Origin of the sequence: Ammonicoccus luteus, from assembly GCF_050880385.1 — a bacterium.
Lineage (GTDB): Bacteria > Actinomycetota > Actinomycetes > Propionibacteriales > Propionibacteriaceae > Enemella.
Map to the genome: position 1 here is coordinate 181,335 of NZ_JBNZCI010000005.1, position 17,292 is coordinate 198,626.

Genomic DNA, 17,292 nt, shown 5'->3' on the forward strand with positions numbered 1-17,292 from the left:
ATCCAAGCCTCAGCAGACCCGCCGGACCCATCCGCGCGTGTCTTCGACCACGCCCTGCTGGATCCCCAGGAGATGTTCCCGCAGGGCGAGCGCCTTCTCCCCCGGCGCGCCCGCTCCGACGACCAGATCGAACCCGTCGCCCGCAAGCGCGGTGATCGGCGTGATCACGGCTGCAGTCCCCGCCGCGAACACCTCGGTGATCAGCCCGTTGCGAAGACCCTCCAGGAATTCGGCCAGGGTGATCTCCCGCTCGCGCGCCACCAGCCCGTGCTCACCGGCGAGTTCCAGGATCGACGCCCGGGTGACCCCCTCCAGAATGGTCCCGAGCCCGGGCGTCCACAGCTCTCCTTCAGCGGTGACGACCATGAGATTCATGGTCCCCGCCTCCTCGAGGATGCGGCGGTCGGCGGGACCGGAGGTGTACATCACCTGATCACACCCCTGCTCCTGCGCCTCGGTCTGCGCGAGCAGGCTGCCCGCATAGTTGCCGCCGCACTTGATGTCGCCGGTGCCGCCGATCGCCGCGCGGGTGTATTTCGTCGTCACCCACAGCTTGATTCCCCTGACACCCCCCGGGAAGTACGCTCCCGCGGGCGACGCCACGACACAGAAGGTGGACGTCGCAGACGGGCGTACCCCCAGGAACGACTCCGACGCGAACTGGATCGGCCGCAGATAGAGGCTCGCCTCGTCGCCGTGCGCCGGCACCCAGGCCGCGTCCGCTTTCACCAGTTCGACCAGCCCCTGGAGAAACAGGTCCTCGGGCAACTCCGGGAGCGCCAGACGTCGCGCGGACCGCGCGAACCGCGCCGCATTCCGGTCCGGGCGGAACAGGTTCACCGACCCATCGGGATGCCGATAGGCCTTCAGCCCCTCGAAGATCTCCTGCCCGTAGTGCAGCACACCCGATCCGGGGTGCATGGCGAACGGCTCGAGGGGACGCACGCGCAGGTCATGCCAACCCTCGCCCACCGACCACTCCGCAGTGGCCATGTGGTCGGTGAAATGCCGGCCGAATCCGGGATCGGCCAGGACCGCCGCGCGCTCCGCGGCGCTGCGTGGCGATGCCGTGAGGGTGATCGTGAAGGACATAGGCGGCATCGTAAGGCCGCGCGACGGCCACTTAGTAGGACGTCCAAGCATTTTTTCCGCCGGCATTTTGCAGCCCTCGAGCACCCCAGCCATCGCTGCCACGGGGCACCTTGCTAGACAGTTCACATGGCTCGTTATGTGATCCTCGGCACGGGTGCGATCGGCGGCGGCATCGGTGGGCGTCTCGCCCAGGCCGGGGTGGATGTGGTCTGGGTGGCACGGGGTGAGCAGTCTCGGGTCCTGCGGGAGTCCGGCCTGACCGTGCGCACACCGGACGAAACCATCCACGCCACTGCTCCGGTCTGGTCCGGGCCCGAGGAAGCGCACCTGACCCTCGAGGACGTGCTCGTGGTGGCGGTCAAGACCCAGCAGGTGGTCGACCTGCTGGCGACGTGGGCGGATGTGCCGGTCGAGACTCCGGAGGGAGTACGCCCGGCCGGGGCGGTCCTGCCGATCGTGCTCGCGACGAACGGAGTCGCGGCGGAGGACTTGGCGCTGCGCTGGTTCCGGCGCGTGTTCGGCATGTATCTCTGGATGCCCGTCACCTATCTCACCCCCGGTGAGGTGATCGCGCCGATGGCCCCGCACACCGGCGAGATGCTCGTTTCGCGTGTGCCGGCGGCGCTCACCGATGACGACGACCGCGCCCTGTTGGCGCAACTCGAACGGGACTGGGAAACAGCCAAGCTGGACGTGACGCTGCCCGACGACGTGATGCCGTGGAAATATCGCAAGCTCATCTCCAATATCGGCAACGTCTTCGAGGCCCTTCTCGGTCCGGGACCCCGTGGCGACCTCCTCGACGCAGCCGTCGCCGAGGCCCGCGGAGTCCTCGATGTCGCCGGCATCGACGTGACCTCGGACGATGAGGAAGCCACCTTCCGACAGGCGGGTTCCAACCCGGCGCCCGTGCCCGGCAATCCGGAGACCGGCAGCTCGACCTGGCAGTCGATGCGCAAGGGCGGATCGCTCGAAACCGACTATCTCAACGGGGAGATCGCCGCGATCGCGGCCCGCATCGGCAGCGACGCCCCGCTCAACGCGCGCCTCGCCTCGCTGGCCCGTCGCGCCGCAGCTGCCGGACGGCAGCCGGGATCCATGACATTGCACGAGCTTGAGGAAGAACTGGGCCTGCCGGGCTGAGCCGGCGGGCCGTTGCTCCCCCCGAGAACAGCAACGGACCGCCGAACTGGTCTTTCGACCACCACTCAACGCGCCTACTCAACACGCCCCGCGCAAAGGAAGCGCAAAGGTGACCTTCCTCACTGTGTGACACCGCCCTAGGATCCTTTGCGTGAGGAGCGCGGAGGCATGGTGACGATCCCGGCTGCCCCGGTCAAGATCTTGCTGCTGGGGCCGGCGGTCGTCGTCCGCGACGGCCGGGAGATTCGCTTGGGCGACCGGCAGCGAGCGGTGTTGACGGCGCTCGCAGCGAACCCCGGTGACGTCATCACGACCGAACGGCTCATCGACCGGGTGTGGGCAGGCGATCCCCCGGCGAGCGCGGCTTCTGCCGTCCGGGTCCACCTGTCCAAGATCCGCCGCGTCCTGTCCCGGGGCGGGAACAATGCCGTGCCCCGCCTGCCCACGGGCTATCGACTCGAACCGGACGGCATCGCCACCGACCTCGCTGAGCTCAAGGCCCTCACGAGCCGCATCGATCTGTCCGACCCCACAACAGCCGAGCCGCTGTTGTCCCGAGCGCTGGATCTCTTCCGTGGCGAACCGCTCGCCGATCTCCACGACGACGAAAGCCGCGCCATGGCACGGGGACTCCTCGAGATCCGGGAGCGGCTGGCCGAGGATCGCCTCGACGTCCTGCTCGCCATGGGCGAGGAGTCGAGCGCGATCGAGCTCGCCGCTGAGCTGGTGCGCGCCGACCCGTTGCGTGAGCGGCGCACCCGGCAGTTGATGTTGGGGCTCTATCGCGCCGGGCGCCAGGCGGATGCACTGGCTGCCGGCGGCCGCCTGCGGGAACTGCTGCGCGAAGAACTGGGCGTCGGCCCGGCCCCTGACACCGCGGAGCTGGAGGTCCTGATCCTCCGTCAGGACCAGAGCCTTCTGCGCCCGCGGCAGGACACCCCGCTGCCCGACCGGCACCGGACACCGCACCGACCCCGGACCCCTCGGCAACTGATGAACGCCCCCATCCGCGACCTGATCACCGCCCGCCTCGCCGATGCCCCCGAGGCGTCCCGGACCGTGGCGATGCTGATCACACTCCTCGACGACCTTCCCCAGCCGCGGCTGATCGCCGCCGCGACCGGTCTCACGTCCGACGAGGTCCTGGCGGCAGGCCACGACCTCGCCCGACGCGGGATTATCACCGCCCCGGTGCCGGGCGCACCCTTTACCCTGACCCGCACCGAGTTCGCCACGGCGCTGGCCGAGATGCTGTCGGACGACGAGCGAGCATTGCTGCACGAGCGAGCGGCGGACGGTGTGGAACGGGCCCTCAGCCCCGATGCTTATGCGTTGACCGCCGTCGCCTGGCACCGGCTCGCAGGACCCGACCCACGTGGCGAGCGGACCTTGGGCGCCGTGGCGCAGGCAGCAGCGAGCTGTGTCGTCAACGGCTTCCCGGAGTCGGCCCAAGCGCTCTGCGAGGCCGCGATGGACCAGCAGATCCCGGACCCCGCGCGCCTCGACATCACCCGACTGCTCATCGAGGCGCTCTTCGCCCAGGGCGGCACCGAACGCGCCGAGCTGGAGTGGGCAAAGGGTCTCGAGCTGGCGCGGGCCATCGACGACCCGGAACGGTTCGCGCTCACCGCCCTGACCCGCACCTGGATAGCCCGCAGCGTCATGCTGCAGAGCAACTTCGTCGATGTTCTTGAGGAAGCGCTGGAACGTCTGGGCCCCGGACCCACGGCTCTCCGGGTGCGGGTTCAGGCCGCGGTTCTGCTGGAGGCCTCGGTTCCGGGCGCCCGTCGTGTCACCGCCCGGGAGGACATTCGGGCACTGCGGCTCGCGGCCGACCGCGTCGGCGACCCCGAGTCGCTCCGCTTCGCCCTGCTCACCGAGCACGCGCTGCTGCGCAGTTCCCCGGATCTCACGGCACGGACGGCGATCGCCGACGAGTTGCTGGGGATGAGCCAGGGACTGCCCACGTGGGAGTGCCACGGCCTCACGGAGTCGCTGAACGACACGTTCACGCTGGGCCGTTTCGAGGCGGTCCCCGACCTCATTCACCGGCTGGAGGTGGCGGCCAAGGCCGCGAATGTGGAGCGCCCGCGATGGATGGCACACCTCGCCAAGGCCACGTTGCACCGGGACATGGGCCGCTTCCCCGAAGCCGATCGCCTCGCGGAGGCGGGCTTGCTCATCGGCGCGACGGGCGGCCTGCCCGATGCGATGGCGGCCCACGCGTCCCACCAGTTGGTGTCGCTGTTGCTGCGCGACTCCCTGACGCCGCTCCTGCCCGCGCTCGAACGTTTTTGGGCGGCCGCCCCGGACAATGCGAGCACCGCGGCCGCGATCGCTCTAGCGCTGGCCCATTCCGGTCGAGGCGCCGAGGGAAAGCAGTGGCTCGAGCGCAGTGTCACCACCATGCTGAACACGCCACCCAACGAGTTCACCGTGTTCGCCGTCGCTGTCGCGGCGGAAGCACTGTGGGCCGGTGCGGAGGGCTCGGCCGACCTGCCGCCGACTCTCGCCGAGTGCATGGAGCCCTATGCCGGGCAGTTCGTGACGCTGGGTCTGGTCAGCAGCAGCCTCGGTCCGGTCGACCGCATCCTGGGTCTGTTGGCGGCCGTTGCCGGCGACTGGGAGCGGGCCCGCGCGAAACTGACGTCGGCGCAGCACGGGTCGGCAGAGGCGGGTACGCCGGTCTGGGAGATCCGCTCGGCCGCCGACCGGGTGCGGGTGTCTCCACGGTCGACCGGTCGTGAGCTCGCGGCTCGCTATCTGCGCCGTGCTCGCGAGCTGGGCCTGGGCCCGAGCGTGCGGATCTTCGAGGCCGTGCAGTGATCAGCAGATCGGCATGCCCCAGCTTTCGAGCAGCCAGTCGCGGGTGAGATCCGCCGCTCGCTGGCGGTTCGCCGGACGGGTGAAATCGTGGCCCTCGCCGTCGATGACCACGCACTCGGCGGTCTTGCCACGGGCTTGCAGCGCCGCGACCATCTGCTCGGACTCGGAGACGGGCACGTTGGTGTCCGAACCGCCGTGGATGGCCAGCAACGGAACATCGACGGCATCGACTTTCCGCAGCGGGGACAGCGCCGCCAGCAAGTCGGCGTCGTGGTCAGGGTGACCATATTTCGACACTGCCGCCGCCCCGATCCATGGCTCGGTGTTCGCATAGAACGTCGTGAGATCGCTCATGCCGCACGTGGCGACCGCCGTCGTGAAGGTCCCGGGGTGGAAGGCGATCAGCGCATTTGTCAGATAGCCGCCATAGCTCCGGCCCGTCGCGGCGATCCGTTCGGGATCGGCGATGCCCGCGTTGATGAGTTCCCGCGCGACGTCGATGCCGTCAGTGATCCCGGCCCAGCGGAGTTCGCCGTCGTCGGCGTGCACGAACTCCCGCCCGAACCCCGACGAGCCCCGCACATTGGCCGCGAACACGGTGATGCCGGCGGAGAGGAGGGTGGGGAAGATATACGAATACTCCGGTCGCGCCTGCCCCTCCGGACCGCCATGGAACCAGACGGCGACCGGACCCGGTCCGACCTGGCCGGGAGCGCAATAGAGCCAGCCGTTGAGCTCGACTCCGTCGCGCGCGCGGAGAACGCGGAAGACGGGCCGGACGAGATCGGGCACCCGGGCCGGCCGCGTGATATCGACCCACTCCCCCGTGCGGGTCGAGCAGAGCTCCACCGACCGCGGCAGCCCCGGTCCCTCGACGGTCACGGCCAGAAGACTGCCGTCAGCGGAGAGGCTGGGTTCACTCGCCACCGAGCCCGTGATCGGGATCGGGTCGAGCAGCGAGCCGTCGAGCAGGGAGAGCAGCTGCAGCTCCGAGAAGCCCCCATCCACATTCCACAGCAAAGCTGCGGTCGACCCGTCGTCGCTGACGACGAAGTCGTCCAGCTCTGCGTCGCCTCGCTCGGCCAGGGTCCGCCGGGACACACCTGCGCCGGTGACGGTCAACAGCACCAGGTGCAGCCGGTTCGCGTCGTGATCGGTGCGCGCCACGACGCGCACATAGGTGTCCTGCTCACCCTCGGACTCGACCTGGTGAACGGGGTGGAGTTGATCCCCCCAACCGGTCACGTGCGGAAACCGCATGGGCCGTTGGTCGTCGAGAATATGTCCGGGATCGGTGGTCGACCCCGGGTCGCGGGTGAGCAGCGCGATCTCGCGACCCGGCCTGAGCAGCACCATCGACCGGTCACAGCGCGGCCCCTGCCGCACCAGGTGGCTGCCCGCCCAGGAGTCGGCGAACCGTCCGCCACGGCGCCGGTCGACGATCTCGACCTCGTGGGTCGAGGGGTCGACGAGCCGAGACTCCCCGATGCAGTCGTCGTCCTCCACCGTGATCGCGATGCGGTGCCCGTCCCATCCGACGAGCTCGGCGTTGACGTCCTCGGCCTCGTTGATCCGCCAAGCGCTCTTGTCGGTCGGATCGTTGGTGACGACCCACACCTGCGATCGTTCACCGCCGTCGGGGTCGACCTGGCAGGCCAGCCACTTGCTGTCGGGGGAATGGATGACCTTGCGCACCGGCCCCTGCACCGGCAGCTTCACGAAGCGCGAGGTGCTCACCTGCGGAGCCGAGGTGGCATCCGTGCGAGTCAGATAGCGCTGGACCGCCCGCGGATAGCCGTCCACCTCGATGATGTGCGCAAAGGCGCTCCCGTCCGGAGAAACCGATGCGCCCCTGGTCGGCCGGCCGAACAAGTCCATCGATCAACTCCTGTCAGCGGCCCAACTCCTGCAGCCACAGTTCCAGCGTCGCGACCTGCCACAAGGTGTTGGCATCGAGCGCGGTGCGGTGGGCGTTGGGGTCTGCGTACAACTCTTCCAACGCCTCCCGACGATAGAGCCCGCGATACCGCGCGACCTGCGAGTCCAGCGCATCGTGCACGAGATCGAGCAGCCCTCCCGACAGGTGCCGGATGCCCGGGACCGGGAAGTGGCCCTTGGTGCGGTCGATGACGGCGTCGGGAACCAGGCCCCGTGCGGCGTCCTTGAGGACGCCCTTGCCGCCGCCGGCGAGCTTCAACTCCGGTGGACACGCGGCCGCGAGCTCGACGAACTCGTGGTCGAGGAACGGCATCCGCGCCTCCAGACCCCACGCCATCGTCATGTTGTCGACCCGCTTGCCCGGGTCCTCGACGAGCATCGTCTGGGAGTCCAGGCGCAGGGCTGCGTCCACGGAGGTCTGGGCGCCCTCGGCGGTGAGGTGCGCTTCGGCGTACGCCCACGATGGGTCATAACCCAGCCGGTACGCCGGCTCGAGCAGGTTGTTGATCCGCTGGTGGTCGCGGTCGAAGAAGACCTTGGAGTACGCCTCCGTGGCCTCGTCCAAGGGCACGTCCAACAGCGGCGGATACCAGCCATAACCCGCCAGCACCTCGTCCGCACCCTGACCCGACTGCACCACGCGGACGTGCTGGGACACCTCCTCGGACAGCAGGTGGAACGCGACGCAGTCGTGGCTGACCATCGGCTCGCTCATCGCGCGGATCGACGGCAGCACCGCCGGCTCGAGCCGGCTGGTGTCGATGTGGATGCGGCGGTGATCGGTGCCGAAGGTCTCGGCCACGAGATTCGAATACGCATACTCGTCCCCCGTCTCCCCCGATGCCGCGTCGAAGCCGATGGAGAAGGTCTTGAGGTTGCTGTGGCCGCGCTCGGCGAGCAGGGCGACGATCAGGCTGGAGTCGAATCCACCGGAGAGGAGCACGCCGACCGGCACGTCCGCGACCATCTGCAGACGGACCGCCTCGCGGAGGGAACCCAGCAGCGCGTCCTGCCACTGCTCGGTCGACCAGTCCGCCTTCTCCGGGTCGCGGGCATAGGGCGGGTCCCAATAGCGTCGCTCGGTGACCTGGCCGTCGCGCTCATAGCGCCGGATGGTCGCCGGCGGCAGCTTGCGGATGCCGTTGAAGACCGTGCGGGGCGCCGGGACGACCGCATGGAACGAGAAGTAGTGGTGCAGCGCCACCCGGTCCAGACTCGTGTCGACGTCGCCGGCCTCGAGCAACGCCTGGAGGCTGGAGGCGAAGCGGAGCCGGCCGGGCCCCTCGGAGAGATAGAGCGGCTTGGCGCCGAACCGGTCGCGCGCCAGGACGACACGGCCGGAGTCGGTCTCGACGAGGGCGATCGCGAACATGCCGCGCAGCTTCTCGACGAAGTCCATGCCCCAGTGGTGATAGGCCTTGCCGATCACCTCGGAGTCGGCGTGGGAGAAGAACTTGTAACCCACCTTCTCCAGCTCGCGCCGGAGGTCCTGGTGGTTGAAGACGCATCCGCTGAACACCCATGCCAGGCCGAGCTGTGAATCCACCATCGGTTGGGCGCCGCGCTCGGTGAGATCGATGACCGCGCGGCGTCGATAGCCCAGCGCCCAGCGACTTCGTGCGTGGAAACCCGCCCCGTCCGGGCCGCGCGCGGCCATCCGGTCGGTCATCCTCCGGACGGCCTCGATGTCCACGGGCTCGTTGTCGAAGCGGACTTCTCCGCACATTCCACTCACAGGCTTGAGCTTTCCGGGCACACATCGTCCCATGTGTCCCTATGTCGGCTGGTTTTTTGACCGTTCCAGAGTAGCCAGCCGACCCAGCCGACCAAGCGCACGGGCCGGGAGCGACGCTTGGGCCGACCTATCGAGTCGCCGAATGCGCCACCTCGGCAAGCTCGCGGATCGACGGATCCGGCACCCGGGCCGCGGCTGCTGTCGCGTCCACCGCGATCTGCGGGAACGTCCGGTGCTCGGCCCACGGCCCGCCCCGGAGTTCCTCGGCCAGGCTCGCGGCGACGACCGTGGCATGCAGATGGGGGTCGGCGGCGTCGGGGCTGGGCGCGAGCATGAAGTTCATCAGCCCGGCCCGCCGCTCGATCGGTTCGCGGGTGTCCGGGTGCAGATAGCGCACGGTGGCGGTCACCATGGGCCGCACCGGAGCGGCGTGGGGGCGTACCCGAATCTCATAGACCGCCGTCGCCGCATGCCCGGCGCCCAACTCGCCACCGTCGACCTCATCGTTGCGGAAATCGTCGTCGGGCACGTCGCGGTTCTCATAGCCGAGCAGCCGATAGGTCGCGACCTGGTCGGGATCGAACTCGACCTGCGCCTTGGCGTCGCGGGCCGTGACGACGAGGGTGCCGGTGAGGTTCTGGGTGAAGATGCGGCGGGCTTCGTTGTCGTTGTCGACGTACGCATGGAAGCCGTTGCCCCGGTTCGCGAGCTGCTCCATGAGCTCGTCGTTGTAGGACCCGAGGCCGAACCCCACCGTGACCAGATCGACCTGCTGCTGGGCGGCCCTGCCGATCGTGTCGAGGATCGCCTCGGGCCCGGTGTTGCCGACGTTCGCCACGCCATCGGAGAGCAGGACCACGCGGTTGAGCTCGCCGTCGACCCGGTTCTTCAACGCCGTCTCATAACCGAGCTTCAGCCCGGCCTCGGCGTTGGTCGAGCCCTCGGTGTCCAGGTCGTCGACGACGCCCTTGATGCGGCTGCCGTTGCGGGCTTCCGTCCGCGGGAGCACCACGCGGGTGTTGTCGGAATAGACCACGATCGCGACCGAGTCGTCCGGCCGCAGAGAGTCGACGAGCTGGTGGAGCGAGGACTTCACGAGGTCGAGCCGCTCCGGGCCCTGCATGGAGCCGGAGACGTCGATGACGAAGGTGAGATTCGCCCGCGGCCGGGCGGCCTGATCGACGACCGCGGCCTGAACGCCGACGCGGATCACACGGGTGTCCCGGGCTTCCAGCCAGGGCACGGACGTTCCGTCGATGTGCACGTTCAGACCGTCGGCCGGTGGTGCATAGCCCTGGTTGAGATAGTTGATGAACTCTTCCGTGCGGACCTCGCTCGCGACCGGACGGCTGCCGGAGTTGAGCTGCGCCCGGGCCCGGGTGAACGAGCCGGTGTCGACGTCGAGCGCGAACGTGGACTTGTTGTCCTCCCGGGTGTCGACGGTCGGGTTCTGGTCCGGCCCGCGCGGGGTGACCGGCGACCCGGGTTCCTGGGTGGCCCGGTCCACCGGATAGGGCTGGACGGGTGCGGCGCCACCGTCCTGCTCGGAATAGGCAGGCCCGGTGGTGCCGATCGTCGTGCAGCCGGTGGCGAAGACCGCGCCCGCCAGAGGCAGGACGAGGGCGAGTCGCAGGGTCCGGCGGGGGCGGGCGGATGCTCGGGTGGGCTGGGGCATTGATCCTCCTCGGTTCACGCCCATCAAGACGGCCCCGCTGCGTGGAGGGTTCTGGCCCGACGGCCGACATGCCGTGACCCCGCGACTGCGCATAATGCGCGGTCGCGGGGCATTCGACGGCCGCCGGGCCTGCCGAAGACCCGGCCCGCGGGGTCAGACGCGCTCGGACTGTTGGTCCGCCAACTCCGTTTCCGTCAGTTCAGCCACCTCGCCCGCTTCGAGATAGACTCGCTTGCCGAGTTCGACGAACTGTTTGGACTTCTGCGCCATGCCCTCGCGGAGTTCGGCGGGATAGGCGTCCCGGATGTCCTGGCTGATCCGCATGGAGCAGAACTTCGGACCGCACATCGAACAGAAGTGCGCGGTCTTCGCGGGCTCGGCCGGGAGGGTCTCGTCGTGATAGGCGATCGCCGTCTCCGGGTCGAGGGCCAGCGCGAACTGATCGTGCCAGCGGAACTCGAACCGGGCCTTCGACAGCGCGTCGTCCCGCGTCCGGGCACCCGGGTGGCCCTTGGCGACGTCGGCGGCGTGGGCGGCGATCTTGTAGGTGATCACCCCCACCTTCACGTCGTCCCGGTTGGGCAGCCCGAGGTGCTCCTTCGGCGTGACATAGCAGAGCATCGCCGTGCCGTGCTGGGCGATGACCGCGGCGCCGATGGCGGAGGTGATGTGGTCATAGCCGGGCGCGATGTCGGTGACGAGCGGGCCGAGCGTATAGAACGGCGCCCCGTGGCACCACTCCTGCTGCAGCCGGACGTTCTCCTCGACCAGGTCGAGCGGGACGTGGCCCGGGCCCTCGACCATCACCTGGACGTCGTACGCCCACGCCCGCTGCGTCAACTCCGCCAGCGTCCGGAGCTCCGAGAGCTGTGCTTCGTCGTTGGCGTCGGCGACCGAGCCGGGCCGGAGCCCGTCGCCGAGGGAGAACGCGACGTCGTACTGCGCGAAGATCTCACACAGCTCGTCGAAGTTCTCATAGAGGAACGACTCGCGGTGGTGGGCGAGGCACCAGCCGGCCATGATCGACCCGCCGCGGGACACGATGCCGGTCACGCGATCGGCGGTGAGCGGGACATAGCGCAGCAGGACTCCGGCGTGGATGGTCATATAGTCCACGCCCTGCTCGGCCTGCTCTATCACGGTGTCGCGGAAGATCTCCCAGGTCAGCTTGTCGGCCTCGCCATTCACCTTTTCCAGAGCCTGATAGATCGGCACGGTGCCGATCGGGACCGGCGAGTTGCGCATGATCCACTCGCGGGTGGTGTGGATGTCGTCACCGGTGGAGAGGTCCATGACGGTGTCGGCGCCCCATCGGGTCGCCCAGGTGAGCTTCTCGACCTCCTCGGCGATCGACGAGGTGATCGCGGAGTTGCCGATGTTGGCGTTCACCTTGGTCAGGAACCGTCGGCCGATGATCATCGGCTCGGACTCGGGATGGTTGATGTTCGCCGGGATGATCGCCCGGCCGGCGGCCACCTCGGCTCGCACGAGCTCGACGTCGACGTTCTCGCGCAGTGCGATGAACTGCATCTCGGGGGTGATCTCGCCGCGGCGCGCATAGTGCATCTGCGTCACCGTGCGCCCCTCGCGGGCGCGCAGCGGCGTACGCCTCTCGCCCCGCCACGCCTGGGAGGCCTCGCCGCGGCGAACCGCCGCCCGGCCGTCGTCGGCCAGGGTGCGCTCGCGACCCGCGTACTCCTCGACGTCCCCGCGTGCGGCGATCCACTCCGCACGCCGGGGCGCCAGACCGACGGTTGGGTCGCTGCCCGGACCGGCGGTGCGATAGACGTGCACGTCGGGATTGATCTCGCCATCGGGCGACGCGGCCAGGGAGATGGCTGTGACAGGGACGCGGAGGCCGTCCTCATCGAGGTGGTGGAGGCGGTGCTGGGGATGGATCTCGTCCATGAGATTCCTCACTTCCTTCGCCGGCATGACCCGGACAGGTTCGACGGTCCGGGCGGCGTCAGCCCGATCTCAGCCTCCTGCCGAAGGCCCCCGTGTGGGTAACTGCCGCACACCCTAGCGAAGGAATCCTCACGACTCGAAGCGGTGCGCCTTCTTCTCCCCGGCCCGCACGGGCACGGTGATCGTGTTGCCGTCCACGGGCCTGGGGCAGGTGGCGTGGTCGGTGAACACGAACCACATGTTGATCGTGCGGTTGAAGTCGAGGGTGACGTTGCCGTCGGCATCGGGATCGTCGAACTTGAGCTGGCGCCACGCTTCGGTCTCGGTGCCGTTGGTCGGATCGTGGAACTCGATGCTGAGCCCGGTCTTGATGTTGGTCGCGATCAGGCGCTGTTCCTCGCCGTCGAGAGTGAAGACGACCTCGCCCATCGCCGGGAGCTGTTGCCGCAGCTCCGGCTTGTGGGTCGCCACGTCGACCTTCCGGCCGGCGGGATAGGGCTCGAAGCGGGCGGTGACGACCCAGTCGGGGTCATAGTCGAAGGTGGGCACACCGGCGAACGCTTCCCGGTGCGCCGACGTCTCGTTGCGCATCCGGATCGCCAGGCGCCCACCGCGGCGCAGGAGCTCGATCTCGGTGTCACCGTGCTCGATCCACGGCACCCGGCTCGTCTCGGCCACCGTCCGAACGGAGCGGCCGTCGACGATCTCGCCGTTCTCGGTCAGCCCATCGGTGGCCGTCGCATCGAGGAAGGCATCGGTGCCGTCGGTGGACCAGCGGCCGGGCAGGCCGTCGAACTCGGTCGGTGTCTCGGACAGCCACTCGAAGCCCGACAGAGTCAGCCATCCCCTCGGCTGCGCGAGCTCCGCCTCGCGGGTCCGCCGGAACTCCTGCCACTGTTCGATCGCCTCGGTCATCTGTGTCCCCTTCGCTCGGCTCGATCCATGCCTATCACCCAGACCTATGATTCGGTCATGGAGACGCACACGCCGGGAGAACGCATGAGGGCGGCTCTCGCCGAGCTCGACGAAACCACCGATCCGCAGCAGCGCATCGCGACGGCCCAGCGCATCCGGCAACTGGCCGAGGAACTCGAGCTCGCCCAAGTGCGCTCCGCCCGCGAACGCGGCACGTCGTGGAGCAAGATCGGCGCCATCTATGGGCTCACCAAGCAGGGCGCCCAGCAGCGTTTCCGCAAGACCACGAAACGCGACAAGGGCGCCGCTGACGACTGACGGTCACTCCAGCAACTCGGCGAGCCGGTGGATCACCGTTCCTTCGCCCTCCACCCGGGGCACCGGCAACCCGGGCGTCACCAGCAGCACCCAGGGGAGGCCGGCGCGACCCGCCGCCACCGAATCGATCGCCCGATCCCCCACGGCCAGGCACTCGCCTGGATTCAGTCCGTTCTGCTCCACCACCAAGTGGTGCATCGTGGGGTCCGGCTTGCGCGGAAAGCCGTCCGGCGCGCAGATCATGTCGTCCACCTCGAGCCGGTGCGCGGCCAGCAGATCCTCGGCGCTCTCGCGATCGCGATGGGTCACGACCAGGTTCAGCCCGCCCCGCTCACGGACGGCCGCCAACAGTTGCCGGGCCCCCTCCATGACCGGCGGGGGATCGGTCTTCCAGCCCTGCTTCAGCCGCGCGTACGCCGTCACGAACTCCCGCACCGGGATGCCGCACCGCCGCGCCAACTCCTCCCCCGCCTCCGCGATCGACACACGAGTGAGGCGGGAGATCTCCCCGTCGTCGATCTCGCAGCCGTGCACGCGACAGACGCGATAGAGGGCATGGTCGACCTGGGGATAGGTATCGATCATCGTCCCGCCCATGTCCCACACGAGGTGACGCCAGGCGGTCGGCAGTCGCGTCATGGAAGGGTGATGACGACACGGCCCCGGGTCTGACCGGCGAGGATCCGCTCGGCGAGCTCGGGGATTTCGTCGAACCCGTGCACCTCGGTCATTGCATCGAGGGTGTCGGTGGACAGGTCCTCGCCGAGCCGCTGCCATGCCTGCCGCCGACGCGGCATGGGGCACATCACCGAGTCGATCCCCAGCAGCGAGACACCCCGCAGGATGAACGGCATCACGGTCGTCGGCAGGTCATGACCGCCTGCGAGACCGCACGCCGCCACCGCGCCGGCACGCCGGATCTGGCTCAGCACGTTGGCCAGCGTGGTGGAGCCGACGGTGTCGACCGCACCTGCCCAGCGCTCCGACCCGAGCGGCTTCCCCTCCCCGGTGAGTTCGGCGCGATCGACGATCCCACTGGCCCCGAGGCCGCGGAGATAGTCGTGGGTCTCTGCACGGCCGGTGGCGGCCTCGACCTCGAACCCGAGCTTGGCCAGCACGGCCACCGCCACGCTGCCGACGCCGCCGCCCGCGCCGGTGACGAGCACGGGACCTGAGTCGGGGCGCACCCCCGCATCCTCCAGTGCCAGCACCGCCAGCATCGCAGTGAACCCGGCGGTCCCGACCGCCATCGTCTGCTGCAGCGACAGGCCCTCGGGGCGCGCGACGAGCCAGTCGGACCGGACGCGCTGGCGGGTCGTGTAGCCCCCGGGATGGCCCTCCGACAGCCCCCACCCCGTCAGCACGACCTCGTCGCCCGGCTGCCAGTCCACCGAGTCGGACCGGGCGACGGTGCCTGCGAGGTCGATGCCGCACACCATGGGCAGGCTCCGGGCGATGCGGCCCTTGCCGGTGACGGCGAGGCCGTCCTTGAAGTTGAGGGAGGAGTATGCGATATCGACCGTCACGTCCCCCTCCGGCAGGTCGGCGTCGGTGAGTTCGACGCGCCGGGCGGGTTGGCCCTTGTCGACGAGTTGGTACGCGGGATAGGTCACGGGGTCCTCCTCGGTGTGCGGGTGCGGCTCACCCTCGATCACATCACGTGAACGTCGCGCCCGCAGAAGAAGGGCACGACCCGGTCACCGGGTCGGCCTGTAGCGCATCGTGCCGGCGATCACCGCATAGACGATCAGCGCACCCAGCGTCGCCCACATCGTCCAGGCGGACCAGGCAGGCGCTTCCGCCGTTTCGGCCGTCGCTTGGGCCAGTGCCCCCGCGAGCACACCGAGAAAGAGCACGACCGTGAGCAGTGAGATCACCAGCATGTCGGCCGCGAGCTTGTCGCGCAGTTCCTGCTCCCGCTCGCGCGTCTCGAGCCACCACTTCTTGTGCGGGACGTTCACGTGGGTGAGGCTGCCGCCCCGCCGGATCCAGCCGCCGAGCCAGACGGGGAGTGCCACCGTCAGCAGCGCGGCACCGCCGAGCACACCGAGCAGTTCCCACCTGCTGCCCCATCGGGTGGCGGTCCCGGTCCAATCGGTGTGCACGGGCACCCGATCGGGCATCGTGAGCAGCGCCCAGACCCAGAGGATGACGAACCCGGCAACAGCCATGAGCCACAGGCCGAACAGGATTCTCGTCGCGCTCATGGTCACAGTCTGCCTGCGATCCCTGCCACACCCTTGGCAACCCCCGGCGGTTGGCACAAGATGGGGACAGACAAGTAGTGACCCGGAGGCACCGATGCCCATTCCCACTGGATTTCATCGCGTTCGCCCCGAGGGTAGCGCGCTGGTTTTCACCCGGACGTTCAAGGACTCGATGACCGAGGTGTGGGCCTCCGTGACCGACCCGGAGCGCAGCGCCCACTGGTTCGGCTTCTGGACCGGGGACCCGGCGGACGGGTTCGTGATGTTCACGATGAACGCGGAGGGCGAGGAGAACGCCACTCCTTTGCGCTATGACCTCAAGCGGTGCGAACCTCCGCGGGTCCTCCACGTCACGTCCGACACCGACTTCGGCTCGTGGAACCTCATCGTCGAGCTCGAGAAATCGGCCACGGGCGACACGCATTTCACGCTCAACCACATCATCACCGACCCGGAATCGGTGCCGAGCATCGGCCCCGGGTGGGAGTACTATCTCGACCGCCTCTCGACCTATCTCCGCGGGCGGAATCCCGACGATGTCCTGTGGGACGACTACTATCCGGCGCTGGAGCGGCACTATGTCGCGATCCAGCAGTCACTCCCCCGGGAGGACGCGTCCAGCGTCCAGTGAGCGGTCGAGAAAGTCGGCGACGCGATCGATGTACGCCGGCCGGTCCGCGAAATAGCCACCGCAGTGGTCGACGCCCTCGAACGTGACGAGCTCGACCGTGCCGGAGGTGGCGGCCTCCGCCAATTGGACCGCATGCTCATAGGGAATGACACGATCCGCGGTGCCGTGCAGCAGCAGGATCGGCCGCGGTCCCAGTGCGGCGATCATCTCCAGCGGCCGGACCTGTGCGAACCGATAGCCATAACGCAGCCGGTTCACGAGGTCGGCGACCGGCAACAGGGGTTCCGACGGCAGCCGATAGCGCCGATAGTTGGCGGCGATCACGTCGCTCATCGTCGCGAACGGCGAGTCGAGCACGAGCGCCTCGATCCGTTGGTCGGCGGCGGCGGTGAGGATCGCCGTGGAGGCGCCCATCGAGAAGGCGACGACGGCGATGCGTGCGTCGGGACGTCTGCGGCGTACATAGTCGAGGGCGGCGCTCAGGTCCCGCTGCTCGTGATGCGCGAGCGACTGCGGACCGTCGCCCGACTCGCCGTTGCCGCGGAAGTCGAAGAGCAGGACGCTGTGGCCCTTGCGATGCAGGCCGGGACCGATGCCGAGCATGTCCGCCTTGTTCCCGCGGTGGCCGTGACAGCAGATGACCACCGTGTCGGCCTGCGGATCGTCCAGCCACCAGCCGGCGATCTCTACGCCGTCGTCGGCAGTGAACGTCACGTCCTCGGTCGGGAGGCCGATCTCGAACGGAGTGAAGGTATAGGGCGGCCACGGGCGCCTGGCCGAGTTCAGCGTCCACGCCGTGTATCCCGCCAACGCACCCACCCCGAGGCCGGCACCGGCGGTCACCCAGCCGGCGACGCGTGCCGCATGTTTCATCCGCATGGCGTCAGTATTCAGGCTGCCCTCG

General features: G+C 69.0%; 14 protein-coding genes and 1 riboswitch. Of the genes, 4 read left to right on the forward strand and 10 right to left on the reverse strand.

Annotated features, from left to right (window positions below):
• Positions 1-9: 9 nt before the first annotated feature.
• Entirely contained in the window at positions 10-1,092 is a 1,083-nt protein-coding gene (locus ACQ260_RS13015) for a branched-chain amino acid aminotransferase (RefSeq protein ID WP_432559881.1), read from the reverse strand.
• A 126-nt stretch (positions 1,093-1,218) separates the two neighbouring features.
• Here ACQ260_RS13015 and ACQ260_RS13020 point away from each other — a divergent pair, with 126 nt between their 5' ends.
• Together ACQ260_RS13020 and ACQ260_RS13025 are read left to right on the forward strand one after the other, a co-directional pair.
• Positions 1,219-2,235, forward strand: coding sequence for a ketopantoate reductase family protein (locus tag ACQ260_RS13020; RefSeq protein ID WP_432559882.1), 1,017 nt, complete (start codon positions 1,219-1,221; stop codon positions 2,233-2,235).
• A 168-nt stretch (positions 2,236-2,403) separates the two neighbouring features.
• Complete coding sequence (locus ACQ260_RS13025; protein WP_432559883.1) at positions 2,404-5,061, forward strand: AfsR/SARP family transcriptional regulator; 2,658 nt, start codon at positions 2,404-2,406, stop codon at positions 5,059-5,061.
• Here the strand turns inward: ACQ260_RS13025 and ACQ260_RS13030 are convergent, their stop codons facing one another.
• The 5 genes from ACQ260_RS13030 to ACQ260_RS13050 form a co-directional block, all read right to left on the reverse strand.
• Positions 5,062-6,939, reverse strand: coding sequence for an alpha/beta hydrolase family protein (locus tag ACQ260_RS13030; protein WP_432559884.1), 1,878 nt, complete (start codon positions 6,937-6,939; stop codon positions 5,062-5,064).
• Between the two features lie 13 nt (positions 6,940-6,952).
• Positions 6,953-8,725 carry an N-acetylglutaminylglutamine amidotransferase gene (locus tag ACQ260_RS13035; RefSeq protein ID WP_432559943.1) on the reverse strand — a complete coding sequence of 591 codons (1,773 nt, stop codon included), beginning with the start codon at positions 8,723-8,725 and terminating at the stop codon, positions 6,953-6,955.
• Between the two features lie 136 nt (positions 8,726-8,861).
• Entirely contained in the window at positions 8,862-10,409 is a 1,548-nt protein-coding gene (locus ACQ260_RS13040; RefSeq protein ID WP_432559885.1) for a vWA domain-containing protein, read from the reverse strand.
• A 153-nt stretch (positions 10,410-10,562) separates the two neighbouring features.
• Positions 10,563-12,317, reverse strand: a complete 1,755-nt coding sequence (gene thiC / locus ACQ260_RS13045; protein WP_432559886.1) for a phosphomethylpyrimidine synthase ThiC — start codon at positions 12,315-12,317, stop codon at positions 10,563-10,565.
• Positions 12,313-12,421: riboswitch (TPP riboswitch) on the reverse strand. Its footprint overlaps the gene before it by 5 nt.
• 25 nt (positions 12,422-12,446) lie before the next feature.
• Entirely contained in the window at positions 12,447-13,232 is a 786-nt protein-coding gene (locus tag ACQ260_RS13050) for a DUF1684 domain-containing protein (protein WP_432559887.1), read from the reverse strand.
• A gap of 57 nt (positions 13,233-13,289) precedes the next feature.
• Here ACQ260_RS13050 and ACQ260_RS13055 point away from each other — a divergent pair, with 57 nt between their 5' ends.
• Positions 13,290-13,550, forward strand: coding sequence for a hypothetical protein (locus tag ACQ260_RS13055; protein ID WP_432559888.1), 261 nt, complete (start codon positions 13,290-13,292; stop codon positions 13,548-13,550).
• Positions 13,551-13,553: 3 nt separating this feature from the next.
• Here ACQ260_RS13055 and ACQ260_RS13060 read toward each other — a convergent pair whose 3' ends face one another.
• The 3 genes from ACQ260_RS13060 to ACQ260_RS13070 all read right to left on the reverse strand — a co-directional run bounded on the left by ACQ260_RS13060 (position 13,554) and on the right by ACQ260_RS13070 (position 15,757).
• On the reverse strand, positions 13,554-14,189 hold the full coding sequence (locus ACQ260_RS13060; RefSeq protein ID WP_432559889.1) for an HAD family hydrolase: 636 nt from the start codon (positions 14,187-14,189) through the stop codon (positions 13,554-13,556).
• Entirely contained in the window at positions 14,186-15,163 is a 978-nt protein-coding gene (gene acuI / locus ACQ260_RS13065; protein ID WP_432559890.1) for an acrylyl-CoA reductase (NADPH), read from the reverse strand. The genes ACQ260_RS13060 and acuI overlap by 4 nt, the downstream gene beginning before the upstream one ends.
• 84 nt (positions 15,164-15,247) lie before the next feature.
• Positions 15,248-15,757 (reverse strand): DUF1648 domain-containing protein, encoded by a 510-nt coding sequence (locus tag ACQ260_RS13070; protein ID WP_432559891.1) that lies wholly within the window; start codon positions 15,755-15,757, stop codon positions 15,248-15,250.
• 94 nt (positions 15,758-15,851) lie between these two features.
• Between ACQ260_RS13070 and ACQ260_RS13075 the strand changes: the two genes are divergently transcribed.
• A complete protein-coding gene (locus tag ACQ260_RS13075) occupies positions 15,852-16,388 on the forward strand; it encodes an SRPBCC domain-containing protein (RefSeq protein WP_432559892.1) in 537 nt (178 codons plus the stop codon).
• Here the strand turns inward: ACQ260_RS13075 and ACQ260_RS13080 are convergent.
• Positions 16,353-17,267: an alpha/beta hydrolase gene (locus ACQ260_RS13080; protein WP_432559893.1), complete on the reverse strand. Its 915-nt coding sequence runs from the start codon at positions 17,265-17,267 to the stop codon at positions 16,353-16,355. The two genes, ACQ260_RS13075 and ACQ260_RS13080, sit on opposite strands and share 36 nt — an antisense overlap.
• Positions 17,268-17,292: the final 25 nt, after the last annotated feature.

Coding starts and splice junctions, on each gene's coding strand:
- ACQ260_RS13030 (WP_432559884.1), bottom strand. CDS start 6,939: ATGGACTTGTTCGGCCGGCCGACCAGGGGCGCATCGGTTTCTCCGGAC.
- ACQ260_RS13035 (WP_432559943.1), bottom strand. CDS start 8,725: ATGTGCGGAGAAGTCCGCTTCGACAACGAGCCCGTGGACATCGAGGCC.
- ACQ260_RS13055 (WP_432559888.1), top strand. CDS start 13,290: ATGGAGACGCACACGCCGGGAGAACGCATGAGGGCGGCTCTCGCCGAG.
- ACQ260_RS13070 (WP_432559891.1), bottom strand. CDS start 15,757: ATGAGCGCGACGAGAATCCTGTTCGGCCTGTGGCTCATGGCTGTTGCC.
- ACQ260_RS13040 (WP_432559885.1), bottom strand. CDS start 10,409: ATGCCCCAGCCCACCCGAGCATCCGCCCGCCCCCGCCGGACCCTGCGA.
- ACQ260_RS13015 (WP_432559881.1), bottom strand. CDS start 1,092: ATGTCCTTCACGATCACCCTCACGGCATCGCCACGCAGCGCCGCGGAG.
- ACQ260_RS13050 (WP_432559887.1), bottom strand. CDS start 13,232: ATGACCGAGGCGATCGAACAGTGGCAGGAGTTCCGGCGGACCCGCGAG.
- ACQ260_RS13060 (WP_432559889.1), bottom strand. CDS start 14,189: ATGACGCGACTGCCGACCGCCTGGCGTCACCTCGTGTGGGACATGGGC.
- thiC (WP_432559886.1), bottom strand. CDS start 12,317: ATGGACGAGATCCATCCCCAGCACCGCCTCCACCACCTCGATGAGGAC.
- ACQ260_RS13020 (WP_432559882.1), top strand. CDS start 1,219: ATGGCTCGTTATGTGATCCTCGGCACGGGTGCGATCGGCGGCGGCATC.
- ACQ260_RS13075 (WP_432559892.1), top strand. CDS start 15,852: ATGCCCATTCCCACTGGATTTCATCGCGTTCGCCCCGAGGGTAGCGCG.
- ACQ260_RS13080 (WP_432559893.1), bottom strand. CDS start 17,267: ATGCGGATGAAACATGCGGCACGCGTCGCCGGCTGGGTGACCGCCGGT.
- ACQ260_RS13025 (WP_432559883.1), top strand. CDS start 2,404: ATGGTGACGATCCCGGCTGCCCCGGTCAAGATCTTGCTGCTGGGGCCG.